27 protein-coding genes and 1 tRNA gene are annotated in these 25,151 nt (G+C 65.7%); 25 read left to right on the plus strand and 3 right to left on the minus strand.

The annotated features are described in order from the left end of the window. The first annotated feature begins 63 nt into the window (after positions 1-63). From rpmA to LAN61_02280, 24 genes are all read left to right on the plus strand, one after another. On the plus strand, positions 64-348 hold the full coding sequence (gene rpmA / locus LAN61_02165) for a 50S ribosomal protein L27 (GenBank protein MBZ5539303.1): 285 nt from the start codon (positions 64-66) through the stop codon (positions 346-348). 306 nt (positions 349-654) lie between these two features. Continuing rightward, positions 655-1,767 carry a GTPase ObgE gene (gene obgE, locus LAN61_02170; GenBank protein MBZ5539304.1) on the plus strand — a complete coding sequence of 371 codons (1,113 nt, stop codon included), beginning with the start codon at positions 655-657 and terminating at the stop codon, positions 1,765-1,767. A gap of 13 nt (positions 1,768-1,780) precedes the next feature. Beyond that, positions 1,781-2,578: a nicotinate-nucleotide adenylyltransferase gene (gene nadD / locus LAN61_02175; GenBank protein ID MBZ5539305.1), complete on the plus strand. Its 798-nt coding sequence runs from the start codon at positions 1,781-1,783 to the stop codon at positions 2,576-2,578. Beyond that, positions 2,575-2,979 (plus strand): ribosome silencing factor, encoded by a 405-nt coding sequence (gene rsfS, locus LAN61_02180; GenBank protein ID MBZ5539306.1) that lies wholly within the window; start codon positions 2,575-2,577, stop codon positions 2,977-2,979. The genes nadD and rsfS overlap by 4 nt, the downstream gene beginning before the upstream one ends. Positions 2,980-3,012: 33 nt before the next feature. Then, the gene (locus LAN61_02185; protein ID MBZ5539307.1) at positions 3,013-3,954 is read left to right on the plus strand and encodes a sigma-54 dependent transcriptional regulator; all 942 of its coding nucleotides are present in this window, start codon (positions 3,013-3,015) and stop codon (positions 3,952-3,954) included. A gap of 170 nt (positions 3,955-4,124) precedes the next feature. Continuing rightward, complete coding sequence (locus LAN61_02190) at positions 4,125-4,553, plus strand: 23S rRNA (pseudouridine(1915)-N(3))-methyltransferase RlmH (GenBank protein ID MBZ5539308.1); 429 nt, start codon at positions 4,125-4,127, stop codon at positions 4,551-4,553. 198 nt (positions 4,554-4,751) lie between these two features. Further along, positions 4,752-5,288 (plus strand): cob(I)yrinic acid a,c-diamide adenosyltransferase, encoded by a 537-nt coding sequence (gene cobO, locus LAN61_02195; GenBank protein ID MBZ5539309.1) that lies wholly within the window; start codon positions 4,752-4,754, stop codon positions 5,286-5,288. Between the two features lie 93 nt (positions 5,289-5,381). Then, a complete protein-coding gene (gene accD / locus LAN61_02200; protein ID MBZ5539310.1) occupies positions 5,382-6,230 on the plus strand; it encodes an acetyl-CoA carboxylase, carboxyltransferase subunit beta in 849 nt (282 codons plus the stop codon). A 12-nt stretch (positions 6,231-6,242) separates the two neighbouring features. Then, on the plus strand, positions 6,243-7,586 hold the full coding sequence (locus tag LAN61_02205; protein MBZ5539311.1) for a bifunctional folylpolyglutamate synthase/dihydrofolate synthase: 1,344 nt from the start codon (positions 6,243-6,245) through the stop codon (positions 7,584-7,586). A gap of 132 nt (positions 7,587-7,718) precedes the next feature. After that, the gene (gene purE, locus LAN61_02210; protein MBZ5539312.1) at positions 7,719-8,303 is read left to right on the plus strand and encodes a 5-(carboxyamino)imidazole ribonucleotide mutase; all 585 of its coding nucleotides are present in this window, start codon (positions 7,719-7,721) and stop codon (positions 8,301-8,303) included. After that, complete coding sequence (locus LAN61_02215; protein ID MBZ5539313.1) at positions 8,300-9,451, plus strand: 5-(carboxyamino)imidazole ribonucleotide synthase; 1,152 nt, start codon at positions 8,300-8,302, stop codon at positions 9,449-9,451. The genes purE and LAN61_02215 overlap by 4 nt, the downstream gene beginning before the upstream one ends. Before the next feature lie 141 nt (positions 9,452-9,592). Next, positions 9,593-10,498, plus strand: a complete 906-nt coding sequence (locus LAN61_02220) for a gamma-glutamyl-gamma-aminobutyrate hydrolase family protein (protein MBZ5539314.1) — start codon at positions 9,593-9,595, stop codon at positions 10,496-10,498. A gap of 89 nt (positions 10,499-10,587) precedes the next feature. Continuing rightward, positions 10,588-11,352 carry an SDR family oxidoreductase gene (locus tag LAN61_02225; protein MBZ5539315.1) on the plus strand — a complete coding sequence of 255 codons (765 nt, stop codon included), beginning with the start codon at positions 10,588-10,590 and terminating at the stop codon, positions 11,350-11,352. Then, complete coding sequence (locus tag LAN61_02230) at positions 11,343-12,191, plus strand: outer membrane lipoprotein-sorting protein (protein MBZ5539316.1); 849 nt, start codon at positions 11,343-11,345, stop codon at positions 12,189-12,191. Before LAN61_02225 ends, LAN61_02230 begins: the two co-directional genes overlap by 10 nt. 161 nt (positions 12,192-12,352) lie before the next feature. Beyond that, the gene (hslV, locus tag LAN61_02235; protein ID MBZ5539317.1) at positions 12,353-12,877 is read left to right on the plus strand and encodes an ATP-dependent protease subunit HslV; all 525 of its coding nucleotides are present in this window, start codon (positions 12,353-12,355) and stop codon (positions 12,875-12,877) included. A 138-nt stretch (positions 12,878-13,015) separates the two neighbouring features. Then, entirely contained in the window at positions 13,016-14,470 is a 1,455-nt protein-coding gene (gene hslU / locus LAN61_02240; GenBank protein ID MBZ5539318.1) for an ATP-dependent protease ATPase subunit HslU, read from the plus strand. Positions 14,471-14,518: 48 nt separating this feature from the next. Next, the gene (locus tag LAN61_02245; protein ID MBZ5539319.1) at positions 14,519-15,667 is read left to right on the plus strand and encodes a hypothetical protein; all 1,149 of its coding nucleotides are present in this window, start codon (positions 14,519-14,521) and stop codon (positions 15,665-15,667) included. A gap of 53 nt (positions 15,668-15,720) precedes the next feature. Beyond that, positions 15,721-16,179: a hypothetical protein gene (locus LAN61_02250; protein MBZ5539320.1), complete on the plus strand. Its 459-nt coding sequence runs from the start codon at positions 15,721-15,723 to the stop codon at positions 16,177-16,179. A 6-nt stretch (positions 16,180-16,185) separates the two neighbouring features. Further along, positions 16,186-16,974, plus strand: a complete 789-nt coding sequence (locus LAN61_02255) for a fumarylacetoacetate hydrolase family protein (GenBank protein MBZ5539321.1) — start codon at positions 16,186-16,188, stop codon at positions 16,972-16,974. Positions 16,975-17,068: 94 nt separating this feature from the next. Beyond that, positions 17,069-17,521 (plus strand): hypothetical protein, encoded by a 453-nt coding sequence (locus LAN61_02260; protein MBZ5539322.1) that lies wholly within the window; start codon positions 17,069-17,071, stop codon positions 17,519-17,521. Positions 17,522-17,618: 97 nt separating this feature from the next. After that, positions 17,619-18,008: a hypothetical protein gene (locus LAN61_02265; GenBank protein ID MBZ5539323.1), complete on the plus strand. Its 390-nt coding sequence runs from the start codon at positions 17,619-17,621 to the stop codon at positions 18,006-18,008. A gap of 32 nt (positions 18,009-18,040) precedes the next feature. After that, on the plus strand, positions 18,041-19,609 hold the full coding sequence (locus LAN61_02270; GenBank protein ID MBZ5539324.1) for an acyl-CoA carboxylase subunit beta: 1,569 nt from the start codon (positions 18,041-18,043) through the stop codon (positions 19,607-19,609). 142 nt (positions 19,610-19,751) lie between these two features. Beyond that, positions 19,752-21,272 carry an acetyl-CoA carboxylase biotin carboxylase subunit gene (locus LAN61_02275; protein MBZ5539325.1) on the plus strand — a complete coding sequence of 507 codons (1,521 nt, stop codon included), beginning with the start codon at positions 19,752-19,754 and terminating at the stop codon, positions 21,270-21,272. Positions 21,273-21,501: 229 nt separating this feature from the next. After that, positions 21,502-22,002 (plus strand): biotin/lipoyl-binding protein, encoded by a 501-nt coding sequence (locus tag LAN61_02280; GenBank protein MBZ5539326.1) that lies wholly within the window; start codon positions 21,502-21,504, stop codon positions 22,000-22,002. Positions 22,003-22,073: 71 nt separating this feature from the next. Here LAN61_02280 and LAN61_02285 read toward each other — a convergent pair whose 3' ends face one another. The 3 genes from LAN61_02285 to LAN61_02295 all read right to left on the minus strand — a co-directional run bounded on the left by LAN61_02285 (position 22,074) and on the right by LAN61_02295 (position 24,866). Next, positions 22,074-23,186 carry a SurA N-terminal domain-containing protein gene (locus LAN61_02285; GenBank protein MBZ5539327.1) on the minus strand — a complete coding sequence of 371 codons (1,113 nt, stop codon included), beginning with the start codon at positions 23,184-23,186 and terminating at the stop codon, positions 22,074-22,076. Positions 23,187-23,194: 8 nt separating this feature from the next. Then, on the minus strand, positions 23,195-23,386 hold the full coding sequence (gene rpmB, locus LAN61_02290; protein ID MBZ5539328.1) for a 50S ribosomal protein L28: 192 nt from the start codon (positions 23,384-23,386) through the stop codon (positions 23,195-23,197). A gap of 220 nt (positions 23,387-23,606) precedes the next feature. Then, entirely contained in the window at positions 23,607-24,866 is a 1,260-nt protein-coding gene (locus tag LAN61_02295; protein ID MBZ5539329.1) for a hypothetical protein, read from the minus strand. Between the two features lie 196 nt (positions 24,867-25,062). Between LAN61_02295 and LAN61_02300 the strand changes: the two genes are divergently transcribed. Then, a tRNA-Ala gene (locus LAN61_02300) sits at positions 25,063-25,138 on the plus strand. Positions 25,139-25,151: the final 13 nt, after the last annotated feature.

The raw sequence follows: 25,151 nt of genomic DNA on the forward strand, positions 1-25,151 counted from the left end.
GCCGGCAGGCCCGGAGCGACGCGCAGGGGCTGCGCGCAGGTTTTCCAAGAAAAGGAACAGGTCATGGCACACAAAAAAGGCGGCGGTTCGTCCGTAAACGGCCGCGATTCACATGGACAAAGGCTGGGCGTGAAGCGCTTCGGCGGGCAGTTGGTCAATGCGGGGACGATTCTGATTCGCCAGCGCGGCACCAAGCACAAGCCCGGCTTGAACGTGGGCAAGGGCAAGGACGACACGCTCTTCGCGCTGGTCACCGGCATCGTGCGCTTCGAAGATAAGGGCCGCGGCGGGCGGTTTATCAGCGTGCTCCCGGCCGCACCGGCGCCGTCCGCTCCCGTCGCGAGCTAACCGCAGGTTCAGGTTTGTGCAGGGGCGGACGGAAGTCCGCTTGCTTCGCTTCCGCGGTCCGGCCCTCCGGACCGTTTTTTTTGTCTACGCGGGATTGGGATTTTGCCCTCCATGCTGAGGCGAACCGATGAGCTTCGCCTCAGAATCGCAACCGGTCCGCCATCGTCCAAATTCAGCGGGGGCATAGACTCGCGAGTTGAGGTCCTTCGACCTCGACCCGGCCGGGTTTCCCGACGACCGGCGCCGTGCGCGTGTGGCATTCCACGCAGCCCTGGCGTATTCTTTGCGTGTTGAAAGGAATTTTCCGTGTTTGTTGACGAAGCAAAAATCTACATCAAAGCCGGCGACGGCGGAGACGGCTGCGTGGCCTTCCGCCGCGAAAAATACGTGCCCCGCGGCGGCCCCTCGGGGGGCGACGGCGGGCACGGCGGCAGCATTTACCTGGAAGCCGACCCCAACGACAACACCCTGCTGCGTTACCGCTACAACCGCGAATTCAAGGCCGAGCGCGGGCGCCACGGCGAAGGTTCCAACTGCAGCGGGCCCTCCGGCGCGGACATGATTCTCAAGGTGCCCGTGGGCACGCTGATTTTCGACGAGCAGACCGGGGAGACGCTGGCGGATCTGGCGGCGCCGGGACAGCGCTTCTTAGTGGCCCAGGGCGGGCGGGGCGGGCGCGGCAACCAGCATTTCGCGAAGCCCTGGCATCAGGCGCCGCGCGAAGCGGAAGACGGCGGGAAAGGCGAAGAGCGCCACCTGCGCCTGGAATTGAAGCTGCTCGCGGACGTCGGCCTGGTGGGATTTCCGAACGCGGGCAAGTCCACGCTGATCTCGGTGATCTCCGCGGCGCGGCCGAAGATCGCCAGCTATCCGTTTACGACACTGCAGCCCAACCTCGGCGTGGTGAACGCCGACGGGGGAGGCGGCAAGGAGCTGGGACGCACATTTGTGGTCGCCGACCTGCCCGGACTGATCGAAGGAGCGCACCTGGGCGCGGGGCTGGGAATCCGCTTCCTGCGCCACGTGGAGCGCACGCGGCTGCTGGTGCACCTGATCGACACCAGCGAGGCCACGGATCAGGACCCCGTGCAGGCGTTCGAAATCATCTGCGGGGAGCTGCGGGCCTTCAGCGAATCGCTGATGGCCAAGCCCATGATCGTGGTGGCCACCAAGCGCGACGCCACCACCGACACCACGCGCCTGGAGCAACTGCGCGACTTTTGCCGCGCGCGCGGCCTGGAATTTCACGCCATTTCCGCGGCCGCCGGGGAAGGGGTGCGCGAACTGGTGCGTGGCATTGCCGACGCCCTGGACAAAATTCCGCGCACCTTCGGGGAAACGCCGCTGGACTTGCCGGGCGACGAGGTCGAAAATAGCCCCGTGCGCGACGCGCTCCCAGATCCGGTCAAAGAGAGTTGATGACACCCTGCACATGTGTGACCGCAGAGCGGTCAACTTCACGTATGACCGCAAAGCGGTCAGCCCGGGAGGCGCGTTGACCACTCCGCAGGCGCAGCGCACTGCCGCTCGACAGCATCCCCGGCGCATCGCCATTTTCGGCGGCTCCTTCGATCCGGTGCACAACGGCCATCTGGCCATCGCGCGAGCGGCCGACCGGCGCTTCACCTTCGACGAACTGCATTTCGTTCCCGCCAGCCGGCCGCCGCACAAGATGAAGGAACACCTGGCGCCGTTTCCCCACCGTTTCGCGATGATCGCGCTGGCCTGCGCCGAGCACCCGCACTTCGTGCCCTCGCTGGCCGAAGCCGGCGACGATTTCAGCGCGCACCAGTTGTACTATTCCGTGGACACCGTGCGCCATTTCAAGCAGCTCTATCACACCCCGGGCGACCGGCTCTTTTTCATTCTGGGCGCCGACGCTTTTCTGGATATCCCCACCTGGCACGAATACGAAACGCTGCTGGGCCTTTGCGATTTCATCGTCGCCAACCGCCCGGGCATCCGCATGGACGCGCTGCGCCTGGTCATTCCCCCGGAGTTGCACGGCCGGCCGGCGGCGCGCTCCGCGGACCCGCCTGCGCCGGAGCAGGAGCAGGAAGCGCCGGTCGTGGCGCGATTGCGCCGCACCAGCGTCTATCTCCTGGACAATGTGTCCAGCGAAGTCTCCGCGACGGACGTGCGCCGGCGCTGCCACCGGCGGCAGTCCATTCATGGACTTGTTTCCGCGCGCGTCGAGGAATACATTCTCAAGCAGGGCCTGTACCGGTGAAACTCGAATCTTTGCCCCAGAGCGTGCGCCTCGCGGTGGAGGCGGCGCAGAACAAGAAAGCCGCGGGCATTGTCGTGCTCGATCTGCGAGGTCTGGGCGCATTCACGGAATTCTTCGTCATCTGCACGGCCTTCAGCACGCCGCAGGTGCAGGCGGTCTGCCAAGAGGTCGAGGAGCAGCTCCACAAAATAGGCCGCTCGCCCGCACACCGAGAAGGGCGCACCTCCTCGGAGTGGGCCCTGCTCGACTTTGGGCGCTTCGTGGTGCACGTTTTTGGCGAGCAGGCCCGCCGCTTTTATGACCTGGAGCGGCTGTGGCGCTCCGCTCCGCGCCTGGAAATTCCCGGTGAGCCGCCGCCGCATCCCGCGCCCGGCTCCGCCTCCGAGGAGCTCCACCCATGACGCTCCTCCGCGCGTTCCGCGGGGGCCTGTAGCATGGCCCTCAGCGAGCGCCTGACCTGGATCGCCGAAGACCCTGCCTCGCAGCGCCTGCTGGAGGTGGCCAAGAAGGTCGCCGAGGCCTCGGCCACGCTGCTGATCAGCGGGGAAAGCGGCACGGGCAAGGATCACTTCGCGCGCTACGTGCACGAACTCGGCCCGCGGCGCGATGCGCCGTTTCTGAAAATCGACTGCGCCAGCCTGCCGCCGCACCTGGTGGAGAGCGAGCTCTTCGGGCACGAGCGCGGGGCCTTCACCGGGGCCGTCGAGCGCAAGCTGGGGCGCCTGGAGATGGCCGGCGCCGGCACCATCGTCCTCGACGAAGTGGCCGCGCTGGATGCCTCGGCCCAGGCCAAGCTCCTGCGGGTCCTGCAGGAACGCAGCTTTGAGCGCCTGGGCGGCACGGAGACGCTGCACATCGCGGCGCGCCTCATCGCCCTGACCAACACCGATCTGCCCGCGGCCGTGGCCGCCGGGCGCTTCCGGGAGGACCTCTATTTCCGGCTCAACGTGCTGAGCATTGTTGTGCCGCCGCTGCGCCAGCGCCCCGCGGACATTCTCCCGCTGGCCGAGCATCTCCTGGCCACGCTGCGCGTGGTCCACGGGCGCCCCGGCGCCACGCTCAGCGAAGCCGCGCGCCGCCTGCTCACCGCCTATGCCTGGCCCGGCAACATCCGCGAACTGCGCAACGTTCTGGAGCGCGCCCTGGTTTTTTCCGACGGCGGCCCCCTGGAACCCGGGAATTTTCCGGAAGCCCTGCGCGCCGCCGCCGGCTCGGCGGCCACTTTGAGCGGGCTGCGCTCGTTGGAGCAGATCGAGCAGGAAGCCATTGCGGCCACGCTGGAGGCCACGCACTACGGCATCTCGCGCGCCGCGGAGATTCTGGGGATCAGCCGGAAGACGCTGCTGGAGAAGCGAAAGAAGTATGGGTTGAAGTAGTTTTTCGCGGTTGTGATTCGAGGAAAGCCACAGCCGACAGTTCACAGTTGAAAGTTAAAAGTTGAAAGCGAAGACAGGACTCCTGGAACGGCCAGGTTACTTTCCACTGTCGACTGTGACCTCCATTCTCCAGCGGTCACGAGTCCCCTGACTGCGCTAAAGTACATCTCATGCGCATCCGCCTGCTTATGCTTGGCAAGACCCGCCGGCCGGAGCTGCGCGCGCTGCTCGAGGACTACACCAAGCGCATCAGCCGGCACGCGTCCATCGAGGCCGTGGAGCTGCGCGACTCCGCCGCGGCGCTGAAGAAGCTCGACGCGGACCGCGCCGCCACCATCGTCTTACTGGACGCCGAGGGAAAGCAGCCCGCCTCGGAAGCCTTTGCCAAATGGATCGGGGAGCTGCGCGACCGCGGCACCCGCGAGCTGGTCTTCCTCTGCGGCGGAGCTGAAGGTTTTCCCGAAGAGCTGCGCCGCCGCGCCCAGCACAAGCTCTCACTCAGCGCCATGACCTTCTCCCACGAGCTGGCCCGGGTCATGCTGGCCGAGCAGCTTTATCGGGCCTTTGCCATCCTCTCCGGGGGTCCGTACCCCAAGTAGGGGCATCCGCAGCGCATCTCCAGGCAGGGGCACGATGCGGCGGGTGCCTACGGTCGAAGCCGGTAGCACAGGCTTCAGCCTGTGCGCCCGGATCGGTGGGCACAGACTGAAGTCTGTGCTACTGCGCTTGACGTTTCGCGCGGGTGCCGCCAAACTCTTATCTTTTCAGCGCCTCCAGGGTTCGCGGAGAGGGAACGCATGCCGGAACAGAAGGGACTGCTGATCGTTTACACCGGGCCGGGGAAGGGCAAGACGACCTGCGCGCTGGGCGCGGCCTTCCGCGCCGTGGGGCAGGGGCTGCGAGTGCTCATGGTGCAGTTCATCAAGGGGTCCTGGCACTACGGGGAGCTGGACGCGGCCAAGATGCTGGGCGACGACAAATTCGAGATCCGGCCCATGGGCCGGGGGTTCATCAAGGTGGGCGGGGCGGAGACCGATCCGGAGGACATCCGGCTGGCGCGGGAGTGCTGGCAGACCGGGCGGGAGGCCATCTACAGCGGGAAATACGACCTGGTGATCCTGGACGAAATCAACTACGTGATCGGCTATAAGATGCTGGAAGCAGAGGAGATCGTGGCGGAGTTGCAAGGGCGGCCGGAGCGCATCCACGTGATCTGCACGGGGCGGAACGCCCATCCCAGGCTGGTGGAGGCGGCCGACCTGGTGACCGAAATGCGCGAGGTGAAACACCCCTACACCAAGGGTATACTGGCGCAGCGGGGAATCGACTATTAGCCGGGGTGCGAGACGGCTGTCGAGGCGGACTTTAGGCCAGCCATCGTCTTCCGGCGGCTTTTAACTGTGAACTATTAACTGTCAACTTTTCTTATGCCCTGGTTCAAACGCGAAAAAAAGTCGATCGATCAGGCCACGCCGCCCGAGGAGCGCCGGGTGCGCACCGAGGGCTTGTGGGTGAAGTGCGAGTCCTGCCGCGGCATCGTCTTCCGCAAGGACCTCGAGGAAAACCTGCACGTCTGCCCGAAGTGCCAGTTCCACTTCAAGATGGGGGCCACGAAGCGCCTGGAGATGCTCCTCGACAGCCGCTGGATCGAACACGACGCCGGAATGACCTCCACCGACCCGCTCAAGTTCGTGGACACCAAGCCGTACGCCGCGCGGCTCAAGGACGCCCGCAAGAAGCTGGGAATGAACGACGCCATTATCACCGCGGAGGGCAAGCTCAACGGGCGGCCGGTGGTGTGCTGCGCCATGGAATTCGCGTTTATCGGGGGTTCGATGGGCGCGGTGGTGGGCGAGAAGGCCACGCGGGCCATTGAACTGGCCATCGAGACGCGCCAGCCGCTCATCATCGTTTCCTGCTCCGGCGGGGCGCGCATGATGGAAGGCACGATCAGCCTGATGCAGCTGGCCAAGGTTTCCGCGGCGCTGGCGCGGCTGGACGAGGCTCGCCTGCCGTATATTTCGATTCTCACCGACCCCACCACCGGAGGCGTCACCGCGAGCTTCGCCATGCTCGGGGACCTGAACATCGGTGAACCCGGCGCGCTCATCGGGTTTGCCGGGCCACGGGTGATCGAGCAGACCATCCGCCAGAAGCTTCCCGAGGGCTTCCAGCGCTCGGAGTTCCTCCTCGAACATGGCTTCCTTGATGCCGTGGTGCACCGCAAAGAGCTGAAGAGCTACGTCAGCACCGCCCTCGAACTGTTGATGGATTAGCCGGAACTCCGTATGAACTACGCCGACGCCGTCCGCTATCTCCTTTCTTTGGGACGGGAGCTGGCCGCGCCGACGCAGGCCGCGGCGGCGAAATTCGACCTGGAGAACATCACCCGCCTCGCCGAGCGCCTGGGGCGCCCCGATCGCGCCTATCCCAGCGCGCACATCGCGGGGACCAACGGCAAGGGTTCGACCGCCGCGTTCCTCGAAGCGATCCTGCGCCGCGCCGGCCTGCGCACCGGACTGTACACCTCGCCGCACCTGGAAAAGATCAACGAGCGCATTCGCCTCTCCGGGGAAGAGCTCTGCGACGAGGCCTTTGCCGCGGCCTTCACGCGCCTCTATCCGCTCATCGAGGAGCTGCTGGCCTCCGGGAGGCTGCGCGCCCACCCCACCTATTTCGAATGCCTCACGGCCATGGCCTTGGAAGTCTTCGCCAGGGAGCACGTGGAGTTCGCAGTCTTCGAAACCGGCCTGGGCGGCCGGCTGGATGCCACCAACATCCTCACGCCGGCGGTGGCGCTCGTCACGCGCATCGATTTCGACCACGAAAACTATCTGGGGCACTCGCTCGCGGAGATCGCCGCGGAAAAAGCGGGCATCCTGAAGGCCGGCGTGCCCGTGGTGGTGGCGCCGCAGCCACCCGAGGCCCGCGCCGTGATCCTGCGCCGCGCCGGGGAGCTGGGCTGTCCGGTAGTGGAGACCGCAGAGGCGTTTCACGTGGAACGGGAATGGCTGGAAAACGGGCGCGCGCGGGCGCTGGTGACGGAGACGGCCTCCGGGGGGAAATTCGAAATGGCGCCGCGCCTGCCCGGACGTTTCCAGTTGCAGAACGCGCTGAGCGCCGTGGCCGCCGCGCGGCTGCTGCAGGCGCGCGGGTTGCGCATTCCGGACGAGGCTCTTGCCGGGGGCATCGCCGCCGCGCAATGGCCCGGGAGGCTGGAGCAACTGCAGTCGCGCCCCGATGTTTACCTGGATGGCGCGCACAATCCGGGCGCGGCGCGCGAGCTGGCCGCCTTCTGGGAGGAGAATTTCGCGGGGCGGCGCATCTGGCTGGTCTACGGGGCGCTGCGCGATAAGGCCGTGGACGAGATTGCCGGGTTGCTCTTTCCCCGCGCCGCGCATGTCCTGCTCACCGAACCGCGCACGGCGCGGGCCCTCTCCGCGCGGCGCCTGGCGGAACTCACCGCGCACCACGCGGCGGAGGTGCAGGTTGTGCCGGATGCCGAGGCGGCGTTGGAGCGCGCGCTGGCCGGCGCCGCGCCGGAGGATGCCGTTTTCCTCACCGGGTCGCTGTATCTCGTCGGGCAGATCCGGCAGTTCTGGAAGAATCGAGCGGATGTCGCGGTGCGCTGAGGGAGTGCGTGCGTTGCGCGGTTGTCTCCGGCAGGGGAGCGATACTTGTCCTGAGCGCAGTCGCAGGATAGCGTGCCCCGGGAGGAAGAGCGCGGGTGCGGAAGCAATCAGAAGGAAAGCGTGAGGAAACCAATGGCTGAAAGCAACAAGCCCCTCGTCGGCATTATCATGGGCTCGCAGTCGGACTGGGAGACGCTCGAGCACACCGTCAAAACTCTTGCCGAATTCGGCGTACCGCACGAGGTCCGTGTCATTTCCGCGCACCGCGCGCCCGACCTGCTCTTCGAATACGCCTCCTCGGCGGAATCGCGGGGCCTCGAACTGATCATCGCGGGGGCCGGCGGTGCCGCGCATCTGCCTGGCATGACTGCGTCCAAGACGGTTCTACCCGTGCTCGGCGTGCCCGTGGAATCCAAGACCCTCAAGGGGCTCGATTCGCTACTGTCCATCGCCCAGATGCCCGCAGGCATCCCTGTCGGCACGCTGTCTATCGGCAAGGCCGGAGCTATCAACGCCGCACTGCTCGCCGCCGCCATTCTCGGCGCAAAGTATCCGGAGATCCGCGAGGCGCTGCGCGCGTTCCGGGCGGCGCAGACGCAGCGCATCCTGGACCATCCCCATCCGGCCGCCGCCGGGCCAGCGCCCAAGACGCCGGGCAGGACACGGCCAGCGGCGAAGGCCGTGGCGCGGCCGCATGCGAAGAGGAAGCCCGCGTGACGATTGGCATCCTCGGCGGCGGACAGCTTGGCTACATGCTCGCTCTCGCGGGTTACCCCCTGGGCCTGCATTTCCGTTTTCTCGATCCCTCGCCGGAAGCCCCGGTGGGGCGCATCGCGCCGCGCGTCACCGCAGACTATACGGACCACCGGGCGCTGGAAAAATTCGCCCACGGCCTGACGCTGGTCACCTACGAATTTGAAAACGTGCCGGTGGAATCGGTGCGCTTCCTTGCCGAACGCGTCCCGGTCTATCCCCCGTCCGCGGCGCTGGAGACCGCGCAGGACCGGCGCAGCGAAAAACAGCTCTTTCAGAAGCTGGAGATTCCCACGGTGGAGTTCGCCGAAGTGAATTCACCCGCGGGGCTCGACGCGGCCGTGGAGCAGATCGGCCTGCCCGCGGTGCTGAAGACCTGCCGCATGGGCTACGACGGGAAAGGGCAGTGGATCTTGCGCGGGCTCGAGGATGTGGCCGGGGCCAAGGCGGAAATTCCCGGCGAGCCGCTGCTGCTGGAAAAGTTCACGCCCTTCACCCGCGAGGTTTCGCTTCTCGCCGTGCGCTCCACGAAGGGCGAGACGGCCTTCTACCCGCTGGTAGAGAATCACCATCGCGGGGGCATCCTGCGGCTTTCGCTGGCGCCCGCGCCGCGCCTGACGGCCGCTCTGCAGCGCGCCGCCGAGGACTATGCGCGGCGCATCCTGGAAGCTCTCGGCTATGCCGGAGTGCTGGCCATCGAGTTTTTCGAATGCGAGGGCCGCCTGCTGGCCAACGAAATGGCTCCGCGCGTGCACAATTCCGGGCACTGGACGATCGAAGGCGCGGCGGCAAGCCAGTTCGAAAATCATGTGCGCGCAATCCTGGGGCTGCCGCTGGGCTCGACCGCCGCGCCGGGCGTTTCGGCCATGCTCAATCTGATCGGCGAGGTGCCGGAGCCCGCCGAGGTCCTCGCCGTGCCCGACGCGCACCTGCATCTCTACGGCAAGACGCCGCGGCCCGGGCGCAAATTGGGGCACGTCACGCTGCGCGCGGCCTCCGCGCCGGAGCTGGCGGCGCGGCTCGCCGCTTTGCCGGCGTTTTTCCACCGGCCGGAGTTCTGCTTGGAGGCCATGCCCCGGCACTCGGCTCCGCGCAGTGCCAGAAGTAATTGATAACAGGTGTTTTAGTATGCGCCTGAAGCATTGGCGCAGGAGGGCAGGGGGCCGGCCTCCGACCGGGTCGGAACGGGTTGCGCTGGTGTCACTAGGCCGCGGTTGCCGCTCTTCCGGCTGGGTGTTAGGATTTGACCTTCCATGTCCCCTGCCGTGACGCAAGAGAACAATAACTTGTGCGACCGCGAAGCGGTCAACCATTTCCGTGACCGCGAAGCGGTCAACACCAACCGGCCGGGCCCTGATTCCTCCCGGCCGCGTGTCGGCGTCCCCTGGCGCACCAGCCAGGAGGAAGCCGCCGGCAATCATCCTAAGATCGCGAATTATCTTCGTGCGGTGCAAGAAGCGGGCGGCGTCCCCGTGCTGCTTTCGCTGCAGGATCCGCAGAAGCTGCAGCGGGAGTTGCCGGGGCTCGATGCGTTCGTGCTTCCCGGCAGTCCCAGCGACGTGGAACCGGCGCGGTACGGGGCGGCGAACCGGGGCCACTCCGCGGAGCCCGACGCCCAGCGCGAAGCCACCGACACGGCCATCCTGCAGCACGCGTTTGCGGCGAAGAAGCCGGTGCTGGCCATCTGTTATGGCTGCCAGCTTCTGAACGTTTATCTCGGAGGCACGCTGATTCAGGACATTTCCAGCGAGCTGGCCACGAGCACGGCGCACCGCAAGACGGACGTTGTTTTGAGCGACCGCAAAGCGGATGTTGTTTTGGGCGACCGCAAAGCGGTCGACGTGCCGCCGCCGGAGGACGACCCGCGCCACGCGGCGGCGTTCGAAGCGGGCAGCCGCCTGGCGGCGCTAGCCGGCGGGGAGCGCGCAGAGATCAACAGTTCGCACCACCAGGCGATCGCCGCGCCGGGGAAGAATCTGCGGGTCACCGCGCGCGCTCCCGACGGGATCATCGAAGGCGTGGAGTGGACGGGCGACAGCAACTGGGTGGTCGGCGTGCAATGGCACCCCGAGCGCATGGCCGGCGATCCGCTGGCCGAGCGGCTGTTTCGTGATTTCGTCGCGGCCGCCGTGAAACGGCCGTGTAGCGCCGGGCATTAGGCCGGCATCTTTGGCGGCAGGCCCGCAGGACGCGGCGCGAGTTTCGTTTTTCGAATTTCGTATTTCGCTCATTCATTTTCGGGGGACGCATGATTTCACTGGCAGGCAAGGCAGCTCTTATCACCGGCGGGTCACGCGGCATCGGCGCCGCCGCCGTCAAGCTCTTCGCGCAGGCGGGCGCGGACGTTCTCTTCAACTATCACCGCAACAAGGAGGCGGCGCTCCAGGTGGAGACCGAGGCGCGCAAGCACGGCACGCGCGTGGAAGCGTTCAAGGCCGACTGCGGCAAGATGCTGGACAATAAAAAGCTGGTGGAGCAGTGCCTGGCGCGGCTGGGGCGCCTGGACATCGTGGTGGCTAACGCCGGCGTCTGGAATCTCGAGGACCTGCCCATCGAGAAGATGACCGAGGCGCAGTGGGACGAGATGATGCGTGTCAACCTCAAGAGCGTGTATTCCATCATCCACTACGCCGTGCCGCACATGATCAAGCAGAAAGGCGGGCGCATCATCCCCATCAGCTCGACGGCCGGGCAGCGCGGGGAGGCGTTCCACACGCATTATGGGGCCTCCAAGGGCGGCATCATCAGCTTCACCAAGGGCCTGTCCACCGAGCTGGCCCGCCACAACATCCTGGTCAATTGCGTGGCCCCGGGCTGGGTGGCCACGGACATGTCCAATCCCGTCCTGGAGACCAAGGCCGGCGCCAAGATGGCGGCCAGCGTTATCCCCCTGGGCCGCCCCGCCACCGCCGAGGAGATTGCCGGACCGATTCTCTTTCTGGCCTCCGACCTGGCCAACTTCATGACCGGAGAGATCATCAATGTAAATGGAGGATCTGTCTTGTGCGGCTGAGAACTCTGGCTCTGGCGGTGTTGATCCCGGCCCTGTGCGGCGCGGCGGCGCCGCGCGCCGCGGCGCAAAATCCGGATATGCTCATGCCGGAGGTGTCCACGGCGAAAGCCAAGCAGCTGCTGCAGCAGATGATCCAGGCGCTGGGCGGGCCGGCCTATCTGCGGGTGCGCGAAAGCGTCTGCGACGGGCGCCTGGCGCAGTTTGGCCACAACGGCGACCTCACCGGCTACCAAAACTTCCGGGACTTCTGGCGCTACCCGGACAAGAACCGCACCGAATACACCAAGAAAGGAAATTTCGTAGAGCTCTTTGCCGGCGATGCCGGGTGGACACTGGACAAGGGCGGCGTCTCCGAAGAGCCCGCCGGGGCCGTCACCGACTTCCAGGAGCAGACCAAGAAGGATATGGACAATCTGCTACGCCTGCGCCTGAACGAAGAAGGCATGAGTTTTCGTTACGGCGGCAGTGATGTGGTGGACCTGAAGCAGGTGGACTGGGTGGAGATCGTGGACCGGGAGCGGCGCACCTTCCGCATCGCCGTGGACCGCGAGTCGCACCTGCCTGTCCGCTGCGTGGTGGTCACGCGCAACGACATGACCCGCGAGCGCACCGAGGAGATAACTTACTATTCCAACTTCCAGACCCTGGACGGCGTGGAAACGCCCATGCAGATAGCGCGCGAGCGCGACGGCCGCCGCTCCTTCCAGGTCTTCTACCTGGAGTGCCACTACAATACCGGCATCCCCGACGAGCTCTTCACCCGCGCCTCGCTGGAAAAGCGCTACTCCGAAACCGCCAGCAAAAAAGACAAAAAGAAGCACGAAACCGAAAAACAGTAACGCGGCCTCCCGCTCCGGCCCGGCCCGGCGCGCGCGCCAGGCATTTTCGCCGCCAGGGCCTGCCGCAATGCCTCCGCCCGCCGAGGGCCTTACGGATTTTGGTTTGCGCGCTCCGGCGGCTGTATAATGGCGGAATGGCAAGAGACGCGAAGAGTGCACCGATGCACGGCACCACAGTGCTGTGTGTGCGCAAGGATGGCAAGGTCGTGCTGGTGGCCGACGGTCAGGTGACCATGGGCGACCACGTGATGAAGCACACGGCGCGCAAGACGCGGCGGCTGTTCAACGACAAAGTGGTAGCCGGCTTCGCCGGATCGACGGCCGACGCCATCTCGCTCTTCGAGCGCTTCGAAGGCAAGCTGCAGGAATATTCCGGGAATCTGCCGAAGGCCGCCGTGGAGCTGGCCAAGGAATGGCGCAAGGACCGCGCGCTGCGCCACCTGGAGGCGCTGCTCATCGTCGCGGACGCCAAGGGCACGTTCCTGCTGTCCGGCAACGGCGACGTGATCGAGCCCGACGACGGGATCTGCGCCATCGGCTCCGGCGGCAGCTACGCGCTGGCCGCGGCGCGGGCCCTTTTCCAGCACACCAAACTGGGGGCGAAGGAGATCGCGCAGGAGGCCATGCGCATCGCCAGCGAGATTTGCATTTTCACCAACGAGAAGTTCACCATCGAAGAGCTGTAAGGGCGGCCGAATTCCGAAGATCGAAGTTCGGAATTCGAAATTCGTGACGAGACCGCATCGAGGACGGACGAATTTCGAGTTTCGTATTTCGAGTTTCCGATCGCGAACTGCGAATTTAGAGAGAAGCGTGTCCAACAGATGCCTAGCAAGTCCGACAAAGATCTGATCCTCCTCCCCGGCGGGAGCGGCGCGCCGCAGAACGCCGACGGGGAAGTCCTGCCCGCGCTGGACGACCTGACGCCGCGGGAGATCGTCGCCGAGCTCGACAAGTACATTGTCGGGCAGGCCGCCGCCAAGCGCGCCATCGCCGTGGCCCTGCGCAACCGCGTGCGCCGGCAGAAGCTGCCGCCCGAAGTGGCCGAGGACATTCTCCCCAAGAACATTCTGATGATCGGCCCCACGGGCGTGGGCAAGACGGAGATCGCGCGGCGCCTGGCGCGGCTGGCGGGATGCCCGTTCGTCAAGGTGGAAGCCTCCAAGTACACCGAAGTGGGCTACGTCGGGCGCGATGTGGAATCCATGGTGCGCGACCTGGTGGAGACCTCGATCGACATGGTGCGCGAGGAAAAGCTCGACGAAGTGGCCGAGCGCTCCGAACAAGCCGCGGAAGAGCGCGTCCTGGATCTCCTGCTGCCGCCCATGCCGCCTGCAGCGGCGGCCGGCGCAGGAACGCGGGAGGCCGCCGAAGCCGAAAGCGAGCAGCGCGAGCAGTCCCAACGCACCCGGGAGAAGCTGCGCGCGCAGCTGCGCGAAGGCAAGCTGGACCAGCGCATGGTGGAAGTGGAAGTCCGCGAGCGCGGCATGCCCGCGTTTGAAATCGTCTCCAACCAGGGCGTCGAGGAGATGGACGTCAACCTCAAGGATATGCTCTCCGGCATCTTCGGCCAGCAGAAGAAGAAGCGCAAGATGAGCGTGGCCGACGCCTTCGAATACCTGATCCAGGAAGAAGAGAACAAGCTGCTGGACATGGAGCAGGTGACGCGCACGGCGGTGGAACGCGCCGAGCAGATGGGCATCATCTTCATCGACGAGATCGACAAGATCGCCGGGCGGGAATCGGGCCACGGCCCGGACGTTTCCCGGGAGGGGGTGCAACGGGATATCCTGCCAATCATCGAGGGCACCACGGTCAACACGCGCTACGGCATGATCCGCACCGACCACATCCTGTTTGTGGCCGCGGGCGCCTTCCACGTCACCAAACCCTCCGACCTGATTCCCGAGCTGCAGGGGCGCCTGCCCATCCGCGTGGAGCTGCAGTCGCTGGGCGAGGAAGATTTCATCCGCATCCTTACGGAGCCGAAGAACGCGCTGGTCAAGCAGTACATTGCGCTGCTGGAGACCGAGGGGCTCAAGCTCAGCTTCACCGATGACGCCATCGCCGCCCTGGCCCGCTTTGCCGCCAGCGTCAACGAGCAGATGGAAAATATCGGGGCCCGCCGCCTGCACACCATTCTGGAAAAGGTGCTGGACGAGATCTCCTTCGAGGCGCCCGACCTCAAGAAAAAGTCCGTCAAGATTGACGCGGCCTACGTCAGCAAACAGCTCGCCGACGTCGTCAAGAACCAGGATTTGAGCCGCTACATTCTGTAAAGGCCGAAATTCGAAACGCGAAATTCGAAACACGGAGAGCGCTACCCGGTGAGCATCCGCGAGACGCAGCCCAACGCCGCCGCCCGTCCGAATTTCGATTTACGAATTTCGCTTTTCCTTCTTTTCCTGCTGGCCGGCTGCGGGGCGCCGGGCGAACCGCAGCCGCCCGCGCCGCCCATTCCCGCGGCGATCAGCGATCTCGCCGCGCAGCAATCCGGCGACGGCGTGACCCTCACCTTTACTCCTCCGCGCGAGGCCGTTGACGGGGAACGGCTGGCCGAGCCTCCGGCGCTGGAGATCTTTCGCGGCACCGCCGATGCCAAGCCCTTCCGCCTGGTCTACACCATTCCCGGCGCGCTCGTGGAAACCTATGTGGTGCAGGAGCGCGTGCAGTTTTTCGATCCCCTCACGCCCGAGGATCTGCGCGCACAGCCCGGCGCGGCGTTCGCCTATCGCGTGCGCGCGCGAGCGTCGAAAAAGAAGGCCTCCGCCGATTCCAACACGGTCACCGTGCGCCTCTTTCCCGTTCCCGAGCGCATCGCGCGCCTCGACGCCCGCGTGACGGAAGCGGCCATCGAGCTTTCCTGGCCTGCGCCCGAACGCACCTCCGGCGGCCAGCCGTTGCCTTCGGTTTCCGGCTACCGGGTCTACCGCGGGGAGTTGGATCCGTCTGCGGGCGAGGCCGCGGCGCAGGACCTCGCACAAGCCAAATGGAAATCGCCGCTGGCGCTGCTGGCGCCCGCGCCGGGCAATACTTTCCGGGATGCGCAGTTCGTCTTCGGCGCGACGTATGTGTATGTGGTGCGCAGCGTGGTGCTCGCGGACGGGAACAGCCTGGAATCCCCGGACTCCGTCCCCGCGGTCGTCACACCCAAGGACACTTTTCCACCGGCGGCGCCGCAGGGTCTGGTGGCCATTTTCATCCCCGGAGGCGCGGCACTGGGGCCGCAAGTGGACCTTTCCTGGTCGCTGAATCTTGAAACCGACCTGGCGGGCTACCGCGTCTATCGAAGTGACACTGCGGAAGGCCGAGGCCGGCTTATGACCCCCAGTCTGTTGCCTGCCCCGGCTTTCCGTGATATGTCCGTAGAGGCGGGTCATCGTTACTGGTACACGGTGACTGCGGTGGACCGCGCCGGGAACGAAAGCCTTTCCGACTCTCCGGTTTCCGTTGACGTGCCGCAATCTTCACCGTAGCTCCGGCTATCTGCGGGGCTCGAATTTCAAACCGGGGGTCAGGCGTACGCTGCATGTCTTCACGTGAAGATCCTTCGGGCCTCCCCGCGCTCCACAAGGAGTGGAAGGTTGCGCTGCTCGTTGGGGTGCGCGCCGGCATAGGGCTTTCTGTGGTGCTGGCCGTCTGGCTTGTGCTGGCCAACCGCATTCCGTTTCTCGAGCGCTTTGCCTGGGAGCGCAATCTCGCCGCGGCCGCGGCCCTGGCGCTGCTCGCGCTGCTTCCCCTGCTGCGCTTTTTCCCTGTGCCCAGGCGCATGCTGATCTGCAGCCTGATGGCCTGGGCGATCTTCAGCCTCGCCTATCGCGGCTTTTGCCTTATCTATCCGGCGCTCACCGCGCGCATCGGGGCCTTCCACCTGTTCATGCTGGGCGGCGTGGTGTATACGATCGTCTCCACGCTCACCTGGATCGGCACGTTCATCTGGAGCGTCCGCGATCATCACGCTTCGCAAACCCGGCACCACCTGAGCTGACACCCGATGAAATTCTGCCGCTTCCTGCCATTGCAAGATGCCAAGCCACAGCCTTCCGCCGGCCTCTATGGCCTGATCGAGGGCGAGGAGATCCGCGAGATCAGCGGGGCGCCATGGGGGCCGTGGTCGCGCGGCGCGCGCAGCTGGCGGCTCGGCGCGGTGCGCCTGCTGGTGCCCGTGGAACCAAGCAAGCTGGTTTGCGTCGGACGCAACTATGCCGCGCACATCGCCGAACTGGGCCACGAAACGCCCAAGGAGCCGCTCATTTTTTTTAAGCCGCCCTCGGCCGTCGTCGGCCCCGACGATGCCGTCGTGCTCACGCGCTTTTCGAAGCAGGTGGAGCACGAAGGAGAGCTGGCCGTAGTCATGGCCCGGCGCTGCGCGCAGCTGCAGGACGACGAAGACGTGCGCCCCTGCATCCTCGGCTACACCTGCCTGAACGACGTCACCGCGCGCGACATCCAGAAGGCCGAGACGCTCTTCGACCGCGCCAAGGGCTTTGACACCTTTTGCCCCATCGGCCCGCACATCGAGACCGAGCTCGATCCCGAGGACGTTCTCGTGGAAACCCGGGTCAACGGGACGCTGCGCCAGTCCGGCCGCACCTCGCTCATGCTCTATCCCGTGTTTTATCTGGTGCGCTGGATCTCGCGCATGATGACGCTCTATCCCGGCGACGTCATCGCCACCGGCACGCCGGCCGGAGTCGGCCCGCTGCGCCCCGGCGATGTCGTGGAGGTCTCCATCGAGGGCGTTGGCACCTTGCGCAACCCGGTGCAAGCTCCGCGCGCGTGAGTTCCCGCTGCCCCTGCGCTTCCGGTAGAATAACGCCCAGGGGTGGCCTCTGCGCTCCGGTGCACCCGCCCCCTGAAGAATCGTCGAGGAACCTTTGCAAGACGTGCTCGACAACTGGAAGATGTTGCTGGCTGCCGCCGGCCTGTGCGTCACCGGGATCGCCGCGGTATCCTACGCTTTCTTGCGGCCCCAGACCAATCCCGGCGAAACCGAGCGCAAGCGCCGCCTGCTCCTCAATCAGATCGGGCGCATCGCCGAAGGACACGTGGTGGAGCTGGTCGAGCAGGATGGCGAGCCCGCGACCCCCGGCGGAGGAATGTTCCGAGGCAAGGACCGCACGCCAGCCGCGCCGGCAGGCCGCAAGCTGATCTGGTATAGCTACGCCATCTCCGGCGTCACGTATCAGACGGCCCAGGACGTCACCGGGCTCGACAGCCAGGTGAGTTTCGAGCGTCTCGTGGCCGGGCAGCCTGCCAGCATCAAATACGATCCCGCCAACCCCACGGATTCCATCATTGCCGCCGATGACTGGTCGGGTTTGCGCTGAGCCTGGAGACGCCTACGCGGAGCATTTGCCTTTCTGATTCTTGCCCGGCTGCGCTATGCTTTTTGCCGGGCGCACCTTGCCGGCCGGCCCAGTCGGTATGAAGACGCTTCTTGCAGCCGTGCTGACCACGATCCTCATCTGTGCGATGACGCTCGGAGCCATGTTCGTGCTGATTCGCGCGACCCTGTACCTCACCTCGCTCGAATCCCCGCTATGGCGCAGCCTGGCCTTCGCCGCGGAGCTGCTGCTTGGCGTGGTGCTGCTGCTCGGCACCGTGTGGCTGGCCACGCATCTCGCGGTGCGCATTTTCGCCCCCCCATTTGACCACTTGGCGGCCACACATACCGTTGACGGCGTCGAGGTCGCGCCTAAAGTTGACCGCTTCGCGGTCACACATACCGTTGACGGCGTCGAGGTCGCGCCTAAAGTTGACCGCTTCGCGGTCACACATGCAAAAGATACGCCGGACGCGGGGCCGACGCGCTGACCGCCCGGAGTTCGCGGGAAAGGACCCACAGAATGACCGTTAAAGGAAAGCAGCACGACCGCCTCGAAGAGCTGCGGCGGCGCTCCGCTGAGGCGGAAGCCGGCGGGGGGCCCGAGCGGCGGGAGCGCGAGCACAAGGCCGGCAAGCTCACGGCGCGGGAGCGCATCCACCTGCTGCTGGACGAAGGCACGTTCGAAGAGCTGGACAAGTTCATGCGTCACCGCTGCACCGATTTCGGCATGGACGAGCAGCGCCCCGCCGGTGACGGTTTTGTCACCGGTTTCGGGCGCATCGGCGGGCGCCTGGCCTACGTTTTTGCCCAGGATTTCACGGTTTTCGGCGGGTCGCTCTCGGAAAGCAACGCCCTGAAGATCTGCAAGGTCATGGACCTGGCCATGCGCAACGGCGCACCGGTCATCGGACTGAACGATTCCGGCGGCGCGCGCATCCAGGAAGGGGTGATGTCGCTGGCCGGCTATGCCGATATTTTTCTGCGCAACACGCTGGCCAGCGGGGTCATCCCACAGATCAGCGCGATCATGGGGCCCTGCGCCGGCGGCGCGGTCTATTCCCCGGCGATCACCGATTTCATCTTCATGACCCGCGAAACTTCCTACATGTTCGTCACCGGACCAGACGTCATCAAAACCGTCACCCACGAGGATGTGAGCAAGCAGGAACTTGGCGGGGCCATGACACACAACGCCACCAGCGGCGTCGCCCATTTTGTCACCGGCGATGACGCCGACTGTTGCGCCATGATCCGCGAGCTCTTCAGCTTCCTGCCGCTCAACAACATGGAGGATCCGCCGCGCCAGGCCCCGAGCGACGCCCCGGACCGCCGCGAGGAAGCGCTCAACTCCATCATTCCCGACGATCCGCAGAAACCATACGACATCAAGGACGTGATCCACGCCATCGTGGACGACGGCTACTTCTTCGAGGTGCACGAGCACTTCGCCAAGAACATCGTCGTGGGTTTGGCCCGGCTCGACGGCCGGCCCGTGGGCCTGGTCGCCAACCAGCCGGCGTTTCTCGCGGGGGTCCTGGACATCAACGCCTCGGTGAAGGGTGCGCGCTTCGTGCGCTTCTGCGACGCCTTCAATATTCCGCTGATTACGTTCGAGGACGTGCCCGGCTTCCTCCCCGGCACGCAGCAGGAATTCGGCGGGATCATCCGCCACGGCGCCAAACTGCTCTTCGCCTATGCCGAGGCCACCGTCCCGAAGATCACGGTGATCACCCGCAAGGCCTACGGCGGCGCCTACTGCGTCATGGCCAGCAAGCACATCCGCACCGACGCCAATTTCGCCTGGCCCACTGCGGAGATCGCGGTGATGGGCCCGGAGGGCGCGGTGAACATCGTCTACCGGCGCGAGTTGGACAAGACCCCAGGAGCGGAGCGCGAAACCCTGCGCCAGGAAAAGATCGAAGAGTTCCGCGAGCGCTTTGCCAACCCGTTCGTGGCCGCCGAGCGCGGCTACATCGACGCCGTGATCGAGCCCGCGGAAACGCGAGCGCGGCTGATCACCTCGCTGCGCGCCCTGGAAAACAAGAAGGACACCAATCCCAGGAAGAAGCACGGCAACATCCCGCTGTAGCGCGAGTGCGTCCAGCGCAGTGTGGCTTGCGGCGCCTGAGTTTCCGCCGGCTGGCGCGGAGTACTCTTCGGCGCTATCCCCCGTTATTTCTCCGGCTCAAGGGATGCCCGCGGCGTGTTAAAATCAGTAGTCTTGCCGGGCCATGTTTCGAAAAATTCTCATCGCCAACCGGGGGGAGATCGCGGTGCGCATCCTGCGCGCCTGCCGCGAGCTGGGCATACGATCCGTGGCGGTATTCAGCGACGCGGACCGCGCGTCGCTGCACGTGCGGCTTGCCGATGAGGCCTATCCCATCGGCCCCGCGCCTTCCCGGGAGAGCTATCTGTGCATCGACAAGCTGATGGACGTGGCGCGCCGCGCCGGCTGTGACGCCCTGCATCCCGGCTACGGTTTCCTCGCGGAAAATGCCGCGCTGGCCCGCGCTTGCGCCGGTGCCGGCGTCACCTTCATCGGCCCGTCCCCCGAGACCATGGAGTCGTTGGGCTCGAAGACCGAGGGCCGCCAACTGGCCCGGCGCTGCGACGTGCCCACGGTTCCTGGCGCGGTGGACCCGATCGAGAAGCCCGAAGACGGGCAACTCCTGGCGCAGAGCATGGGCTACCCCGTGCTGCTCAAGGCCGTGGCCGGAGGCGGCGGGAAGGGCATGCGCCTGGTTTCGAACGACGCGGAGTTCGCCGCGGGCTGGCGCGACGCCAGCTCCGAAGCGCTCAATGCCTTCGGTGACGGGCGCCTATATCTCGAGAAATACCTGGTGCAGCCGCGGCACATCGAGATACAGATCCTGGCCGATGCGCATGGCCGCGTGGTCTCGCTGGGCGAGCGCGAATGCTCGGTGCAGCGCCGCCATCAGAAGGTCGTCGAGGAAGCCCCTTCGCCGATCATGACCCCGGAGCTGCGCCGCAAGATGGGCGAAGCCGCGGTGCGTCTGGCGCGCGCCGGCGGCTACGTCAACGCCGGCACCGTGGAATTCCTCGTGGATGCCGGGCACAACTTCTACTTCCTGGAGGTCAATACCCGCCTGCAGGTCGAGCATCCCGTCACCGAGCAGGTCACCGGCCTGGATCTGGTGAAGCTGCAGATCGCCATTGCCGCCGGGCACCGCCTGCCCTTTGCCTGGGAATCGATCACTCCGCGCGGCCACGCCATGGAAGTGCGGCTCTATGCCGAGGACCCCGACAACAATTTTTTTCCCTCGCCGGGAAAGATTCTTTCACGCCGCATGCCCACCGGCCCGGGCATCCGCCTCGACGACGGCGTCTACCCGGGCTGGACGGTGCCCACCGACTACGACCCGCTGCTGGGCAAGCTCATCGCCTGGGGCAACAGCCGCGAGGAGACCATCGCCCGGCTGCGCCGGGCCCTGGAGGAATTCGCCGTTACCGGCATCAAGACCAACGCCGGCCTCTTCCGGCGCATCCTCAGCGAGCCCGCTTTTCTGCGCGGGGAGATGCACACCCGCTGGCTCGACGAGCTTCTGCAGATACGAGTGGCGGCGAGCGACGACGACCCCGGCGCGGTCCAAGCAGCGCTCATCGCCGCGGCCCTCTGGCAGTTCGCCCAGGAGGGGGCCCACGCGAATTCCAACGCGGCCGCATCGCCGGACGACTCCTCCGCGCGCTGGAAGCTCGAAGGCCGCCGCCAGCTGCTGGACCGCATGCCATGAACTGCGCCACGCTCATCCTCTGTGGTTCGCACACCCCCCGGCGCGTTTGCGCCGAGCGGAAAGTGTGCGCCCGCCGCAAGGTCTGTGCCCGCTGGCGAGTGTGCGCCGCTTCCCCGGACGGTGTGCTGGTCCTTCCGAGTGGAGGTCCGGCGCAGCCGTTCCGGCCGGAAGAGATCTCCCTTCTTACGCTGCCCGCCGGGGAATCCCAGCGCGTACCGGAGCCCGGCGCATGAAATACGAAGTGCACATGGAAGGGAAGACGCGCGTGGTGGAGCTGGAACACCACGGCGCGGCCTGGCGCATCTCCCTCGACGGCCAGAGTGTCGCCGCCGACGCCATCGAGATCTCCCCCGGCGTCTACTCCATCCTGCTCGACAACCGCTCCCATGAGGTCCGCGTCATGACCGCGCCGGACGGCTCGCTCAAGGTGCAGAGCGGTTTGTACGAATTTGCCGCCAAGGTCGTGGACCCGCGCTCCTGGCGCGGCCGCCGCCACGGGGTCCTGGAGGCCGAAGGCCGCCAGCAGATCCTGGCCCCCATGCCCGGCAAGGTCGTGCGCCTTCTGGTCAAGGCAGGGGACAAGGTCGAAGCGGGGCAGGGGCTGCTGGTGGTGGAAGCCATGAAGATGCAGAATGAAATCCGCTCGCCGAAGAGCGGCGTAGTGGAGCGCCTCCAGGCCAAAGAAGGCCAGCCCGTCAACGCCGGCGAAGTTCTTGCCTGGGTCGAATAGCGGCGCGCGCACGCCAGTCCGCAGGCAGGAGTCCTCCAGCGCTCGGCACTCTCCGCTTCATTCTGGATTGTTTAGGGAATCTGCTTGACCGGCATGTTGGACTTCGCCGCGTCCGGGAGCTTGCCCGCCGCTTCGATGACCTGCTGGGCCAGGTAATTGGACACGTGCGCTTCATCACGCGCGATGGCCAGGTAGGCGGCGCGCAACAGCTGTTCCTTGCGATTGCGCAGGGTGTCGCGGATGGTCTGCTGCACATTCGGATCGGTGAGCCCGCGCTGCCCGGGAGCCTCGCGCGCCACCAGCTTCAAGATGTAGTAGGCGTCCTTGGCCGCGATCACCGGGCTGACCTGCCCCGGCTTCATCGACACCACGGCCTTCTTCAGCGCCGGGTCGGAGCGACTCAGGGAGGATTCTGGCACGTAGCCGAGGTCGCCGCCGGTCGTCGCGGAGGCCGGATCCTCGGAATAGTCCATGGCCAGCTGCGTGAAATCGCCGCTGGCATTCAGGCGGTCGAGAATCATCTGGATCTTGCGGCGCGCTTCGGTCTCGTTGGTGGCGTCGTCGTTCTTGCGGTTGCGCACCTGCTGCTCTTTGCGCGGGGTCACCACGATCTGCGCGATGCGGTACTGCGGCTCGGCCACATTGAACTGCATCTTGTTGGCGTTGTAGAAGTCCGTGACATCCTGGTCGGTGATGGTGATCTTGGCCACCACTTCGCGGTTCAGCAGTTTCTGGATGGAGAGCTGGCGGCGCAGATCGCGCTTCAGATCCTCCACGCCGACGCCGCGCTCCTTCAACTGCCGCTGGAATTCATCTTCCGTGTACGGGCTCTTCAACTCGGTGAACTTGTCTTCCACCTCGCCGTCGCTGGCTTCCAGGTTCAGCTTCTTGGCCCGCTCGAGCAGGATCTCGTTGTTGATCAGCTCGTCCAGCACGTTCAGCTTCAGCGACAGGGCCTCTTCCTGGGAGGGCTCCTGGCCTTCCGGGTTCACCCGCGTCCGGTAATACTTGTCCACTTCCTCGCGCTTGATCTCCTTGCCGTTTACCGAGGCCCACACGTCGGGCGCATGCTGCGCCTGTTTGCCGCAGCCGGCTACGGCCACGAGGAGCACGGCGGCCAGCGGGGCCATGGCCGCGGCTTGCGCGGCCTGTTTCCACACGGGAATTCGGCGGGGAGTAGTCAAGGCGGGGCTCAGGCGGCTTTCGTGACGCGGCCGGCGCGGATGCAGGCCGTGCACACCCTGAGATGCTTGCGCACCCCGCCCACCAGCACATGCATGCGCCGCAGGTTGGGATTCCAGCGCCGCCGCCGGGTGTTGTTGGCGTGGCTGATTATGTTGCCGAAGGACGGCCCTTTGTCGCACAATTCACACTTCATTGCCATAACTCACCAGTTCTTCCTGTTCAGGATTTCACAAGATTGACCAGGGTCCTACGCATGCCTGTCCCCGGCTGTAAAGGCCTGAGTTTACCAAACTTTTCCCCGATTTTATAGGGGTAGACCTTGTTCCGTCCTCTCTTGCGGCCTGCCACACCCGCTCCCGGTATTGGCCGCGGAGCACCGACTGCAGCCGGCACCGTTCCGGATGCCGTCTGGCGCGGCCCTATTGCTCAAGCTTCTTGGCGATGGGCTTCCGCACCCGGCGCAGCGAGGCGATGCCCGCGTCGCCCTCCGGCAGGAAGTAGCCGACCATGATGCCCATGGCGCCGTCGGGAATCTCCTGGCCCGTGGGGTTGTCGTAAGTGGCGGTGACTTCCAGCTTGTCGCCTCTGTGCAGGGCGTAGCCGCCGGTCTCGTAGAAGGTCACGATGGGCGTGGAGAGCAGGTGGCCCTGTTCGTCCACCTTGGCGTCCAGTTTGGCGATCTCCTTCCCGGTTGCGGCATCGCGCAGGAGCAGTTGCCGGCCGTAGTCATGCAGATGCCCGCCCACGCCGAGCAGCGCGCCGCTGTAGCGCACGGTGATCACGCCGGTCTTGGTGCTCTGGCCCTCGAGCAGGGTGTAGCCGGAACCGCCGCATTCCTGCACGTCGATCCACGCGGGATAGACGTTGCGCACGGGCGCGGGCTTCTCGCCCGCAGCGGGCAAGGGCAAAAACTGAATGGCCACTTCCAGCCACACGCTGGGATAGTCCTTCGCCGTGGGGTTGTAAACCATCGTTTCGATGCGGATCTGGTCGCCCTTCTGCACGCGGTAGCCGTAGCCGGGAATGGCCGGCCAGACGTTCATCTCGCTGCCCGCGCCGTAGATGTGCTCCTCTTTGTTCTTGCAGAGAAAGTCGGAGCGGTTCACGTTCCAGAACGCGGTGTGGTGCAGCAGCGTTCCGGGCACCGCCGCGCCCGCGGCGTCCACGAGGCGCGGGGTGTAGCCCAGGAGCCAGCCGTCGAAGGGCACCGTCCAGGTCTGGTCGGGGGGCTGTGCGGCCTGGTGATGGCCGGTGTGCGCGGGAAGGTTCATCGGACCCTCGCGCAGGGTGATGACGTGCGCGGTCTGGTCGATCTTCTCCTCGAGCTTCACGTTCTTCTGCAGCTCGTGCGACATCCCCTGATGCATGAAGCCCTCGTGCGCGTCCCCTTCTGGAGAATGTTCCGCCGCATGTTCGTGGTGCATCTTGGCGCAGTGTTCCTGGCACTCCTGCATGTCCTTCATGCCCGCCATGTCGCACTGCATCCCGCCCATCATGTGCGTGCCCTGCTCCGCGCCGTGCGCGTGACGCATCTTGGCGCAGTGTTCCTTGCAGTCCCCCTCGTGCTTCACGCCGCACGGCATCGTGCCCATATCATGCTCCGCCGGTTTCTCCTGCGCCAGAAGAGGGCCGCGCGTCCCGGCGAAGAGTACGGCAAGCAACAGCAGCATTTTGCGCATGGCCAACCCCATTCCGTGGCTCTTCCCGAGCCACCTGCCCATCATAGCGCCCTCTATTTAGACGTGGCAGGGACAAGGTGCGGTTGTTTTGGCAGGCCACTCGGATCGGATATTTTCGGCCGCCCAGGCCTGGAACGGGATGGCTTGACCCTGCTCCACTTTCGACTGACAATTAAATAGTCCGCAGTCCACTCGTGGGCGTGTAGCTCAGCTGGGAGAGCACCTGCTTTGCAAGCAGGGGGTCAGGGGTTCGAGCCCCCTCACGTCCACCAACTTGCTGCCCAC

The organism is Terriglobia bacterium, assembly GCA_020072785.1.
Classification (GTDB): Bacteria; Acidobacteriota; Terriglobia; order Acidiferrales; family UBA7541; genus Acidiferrum.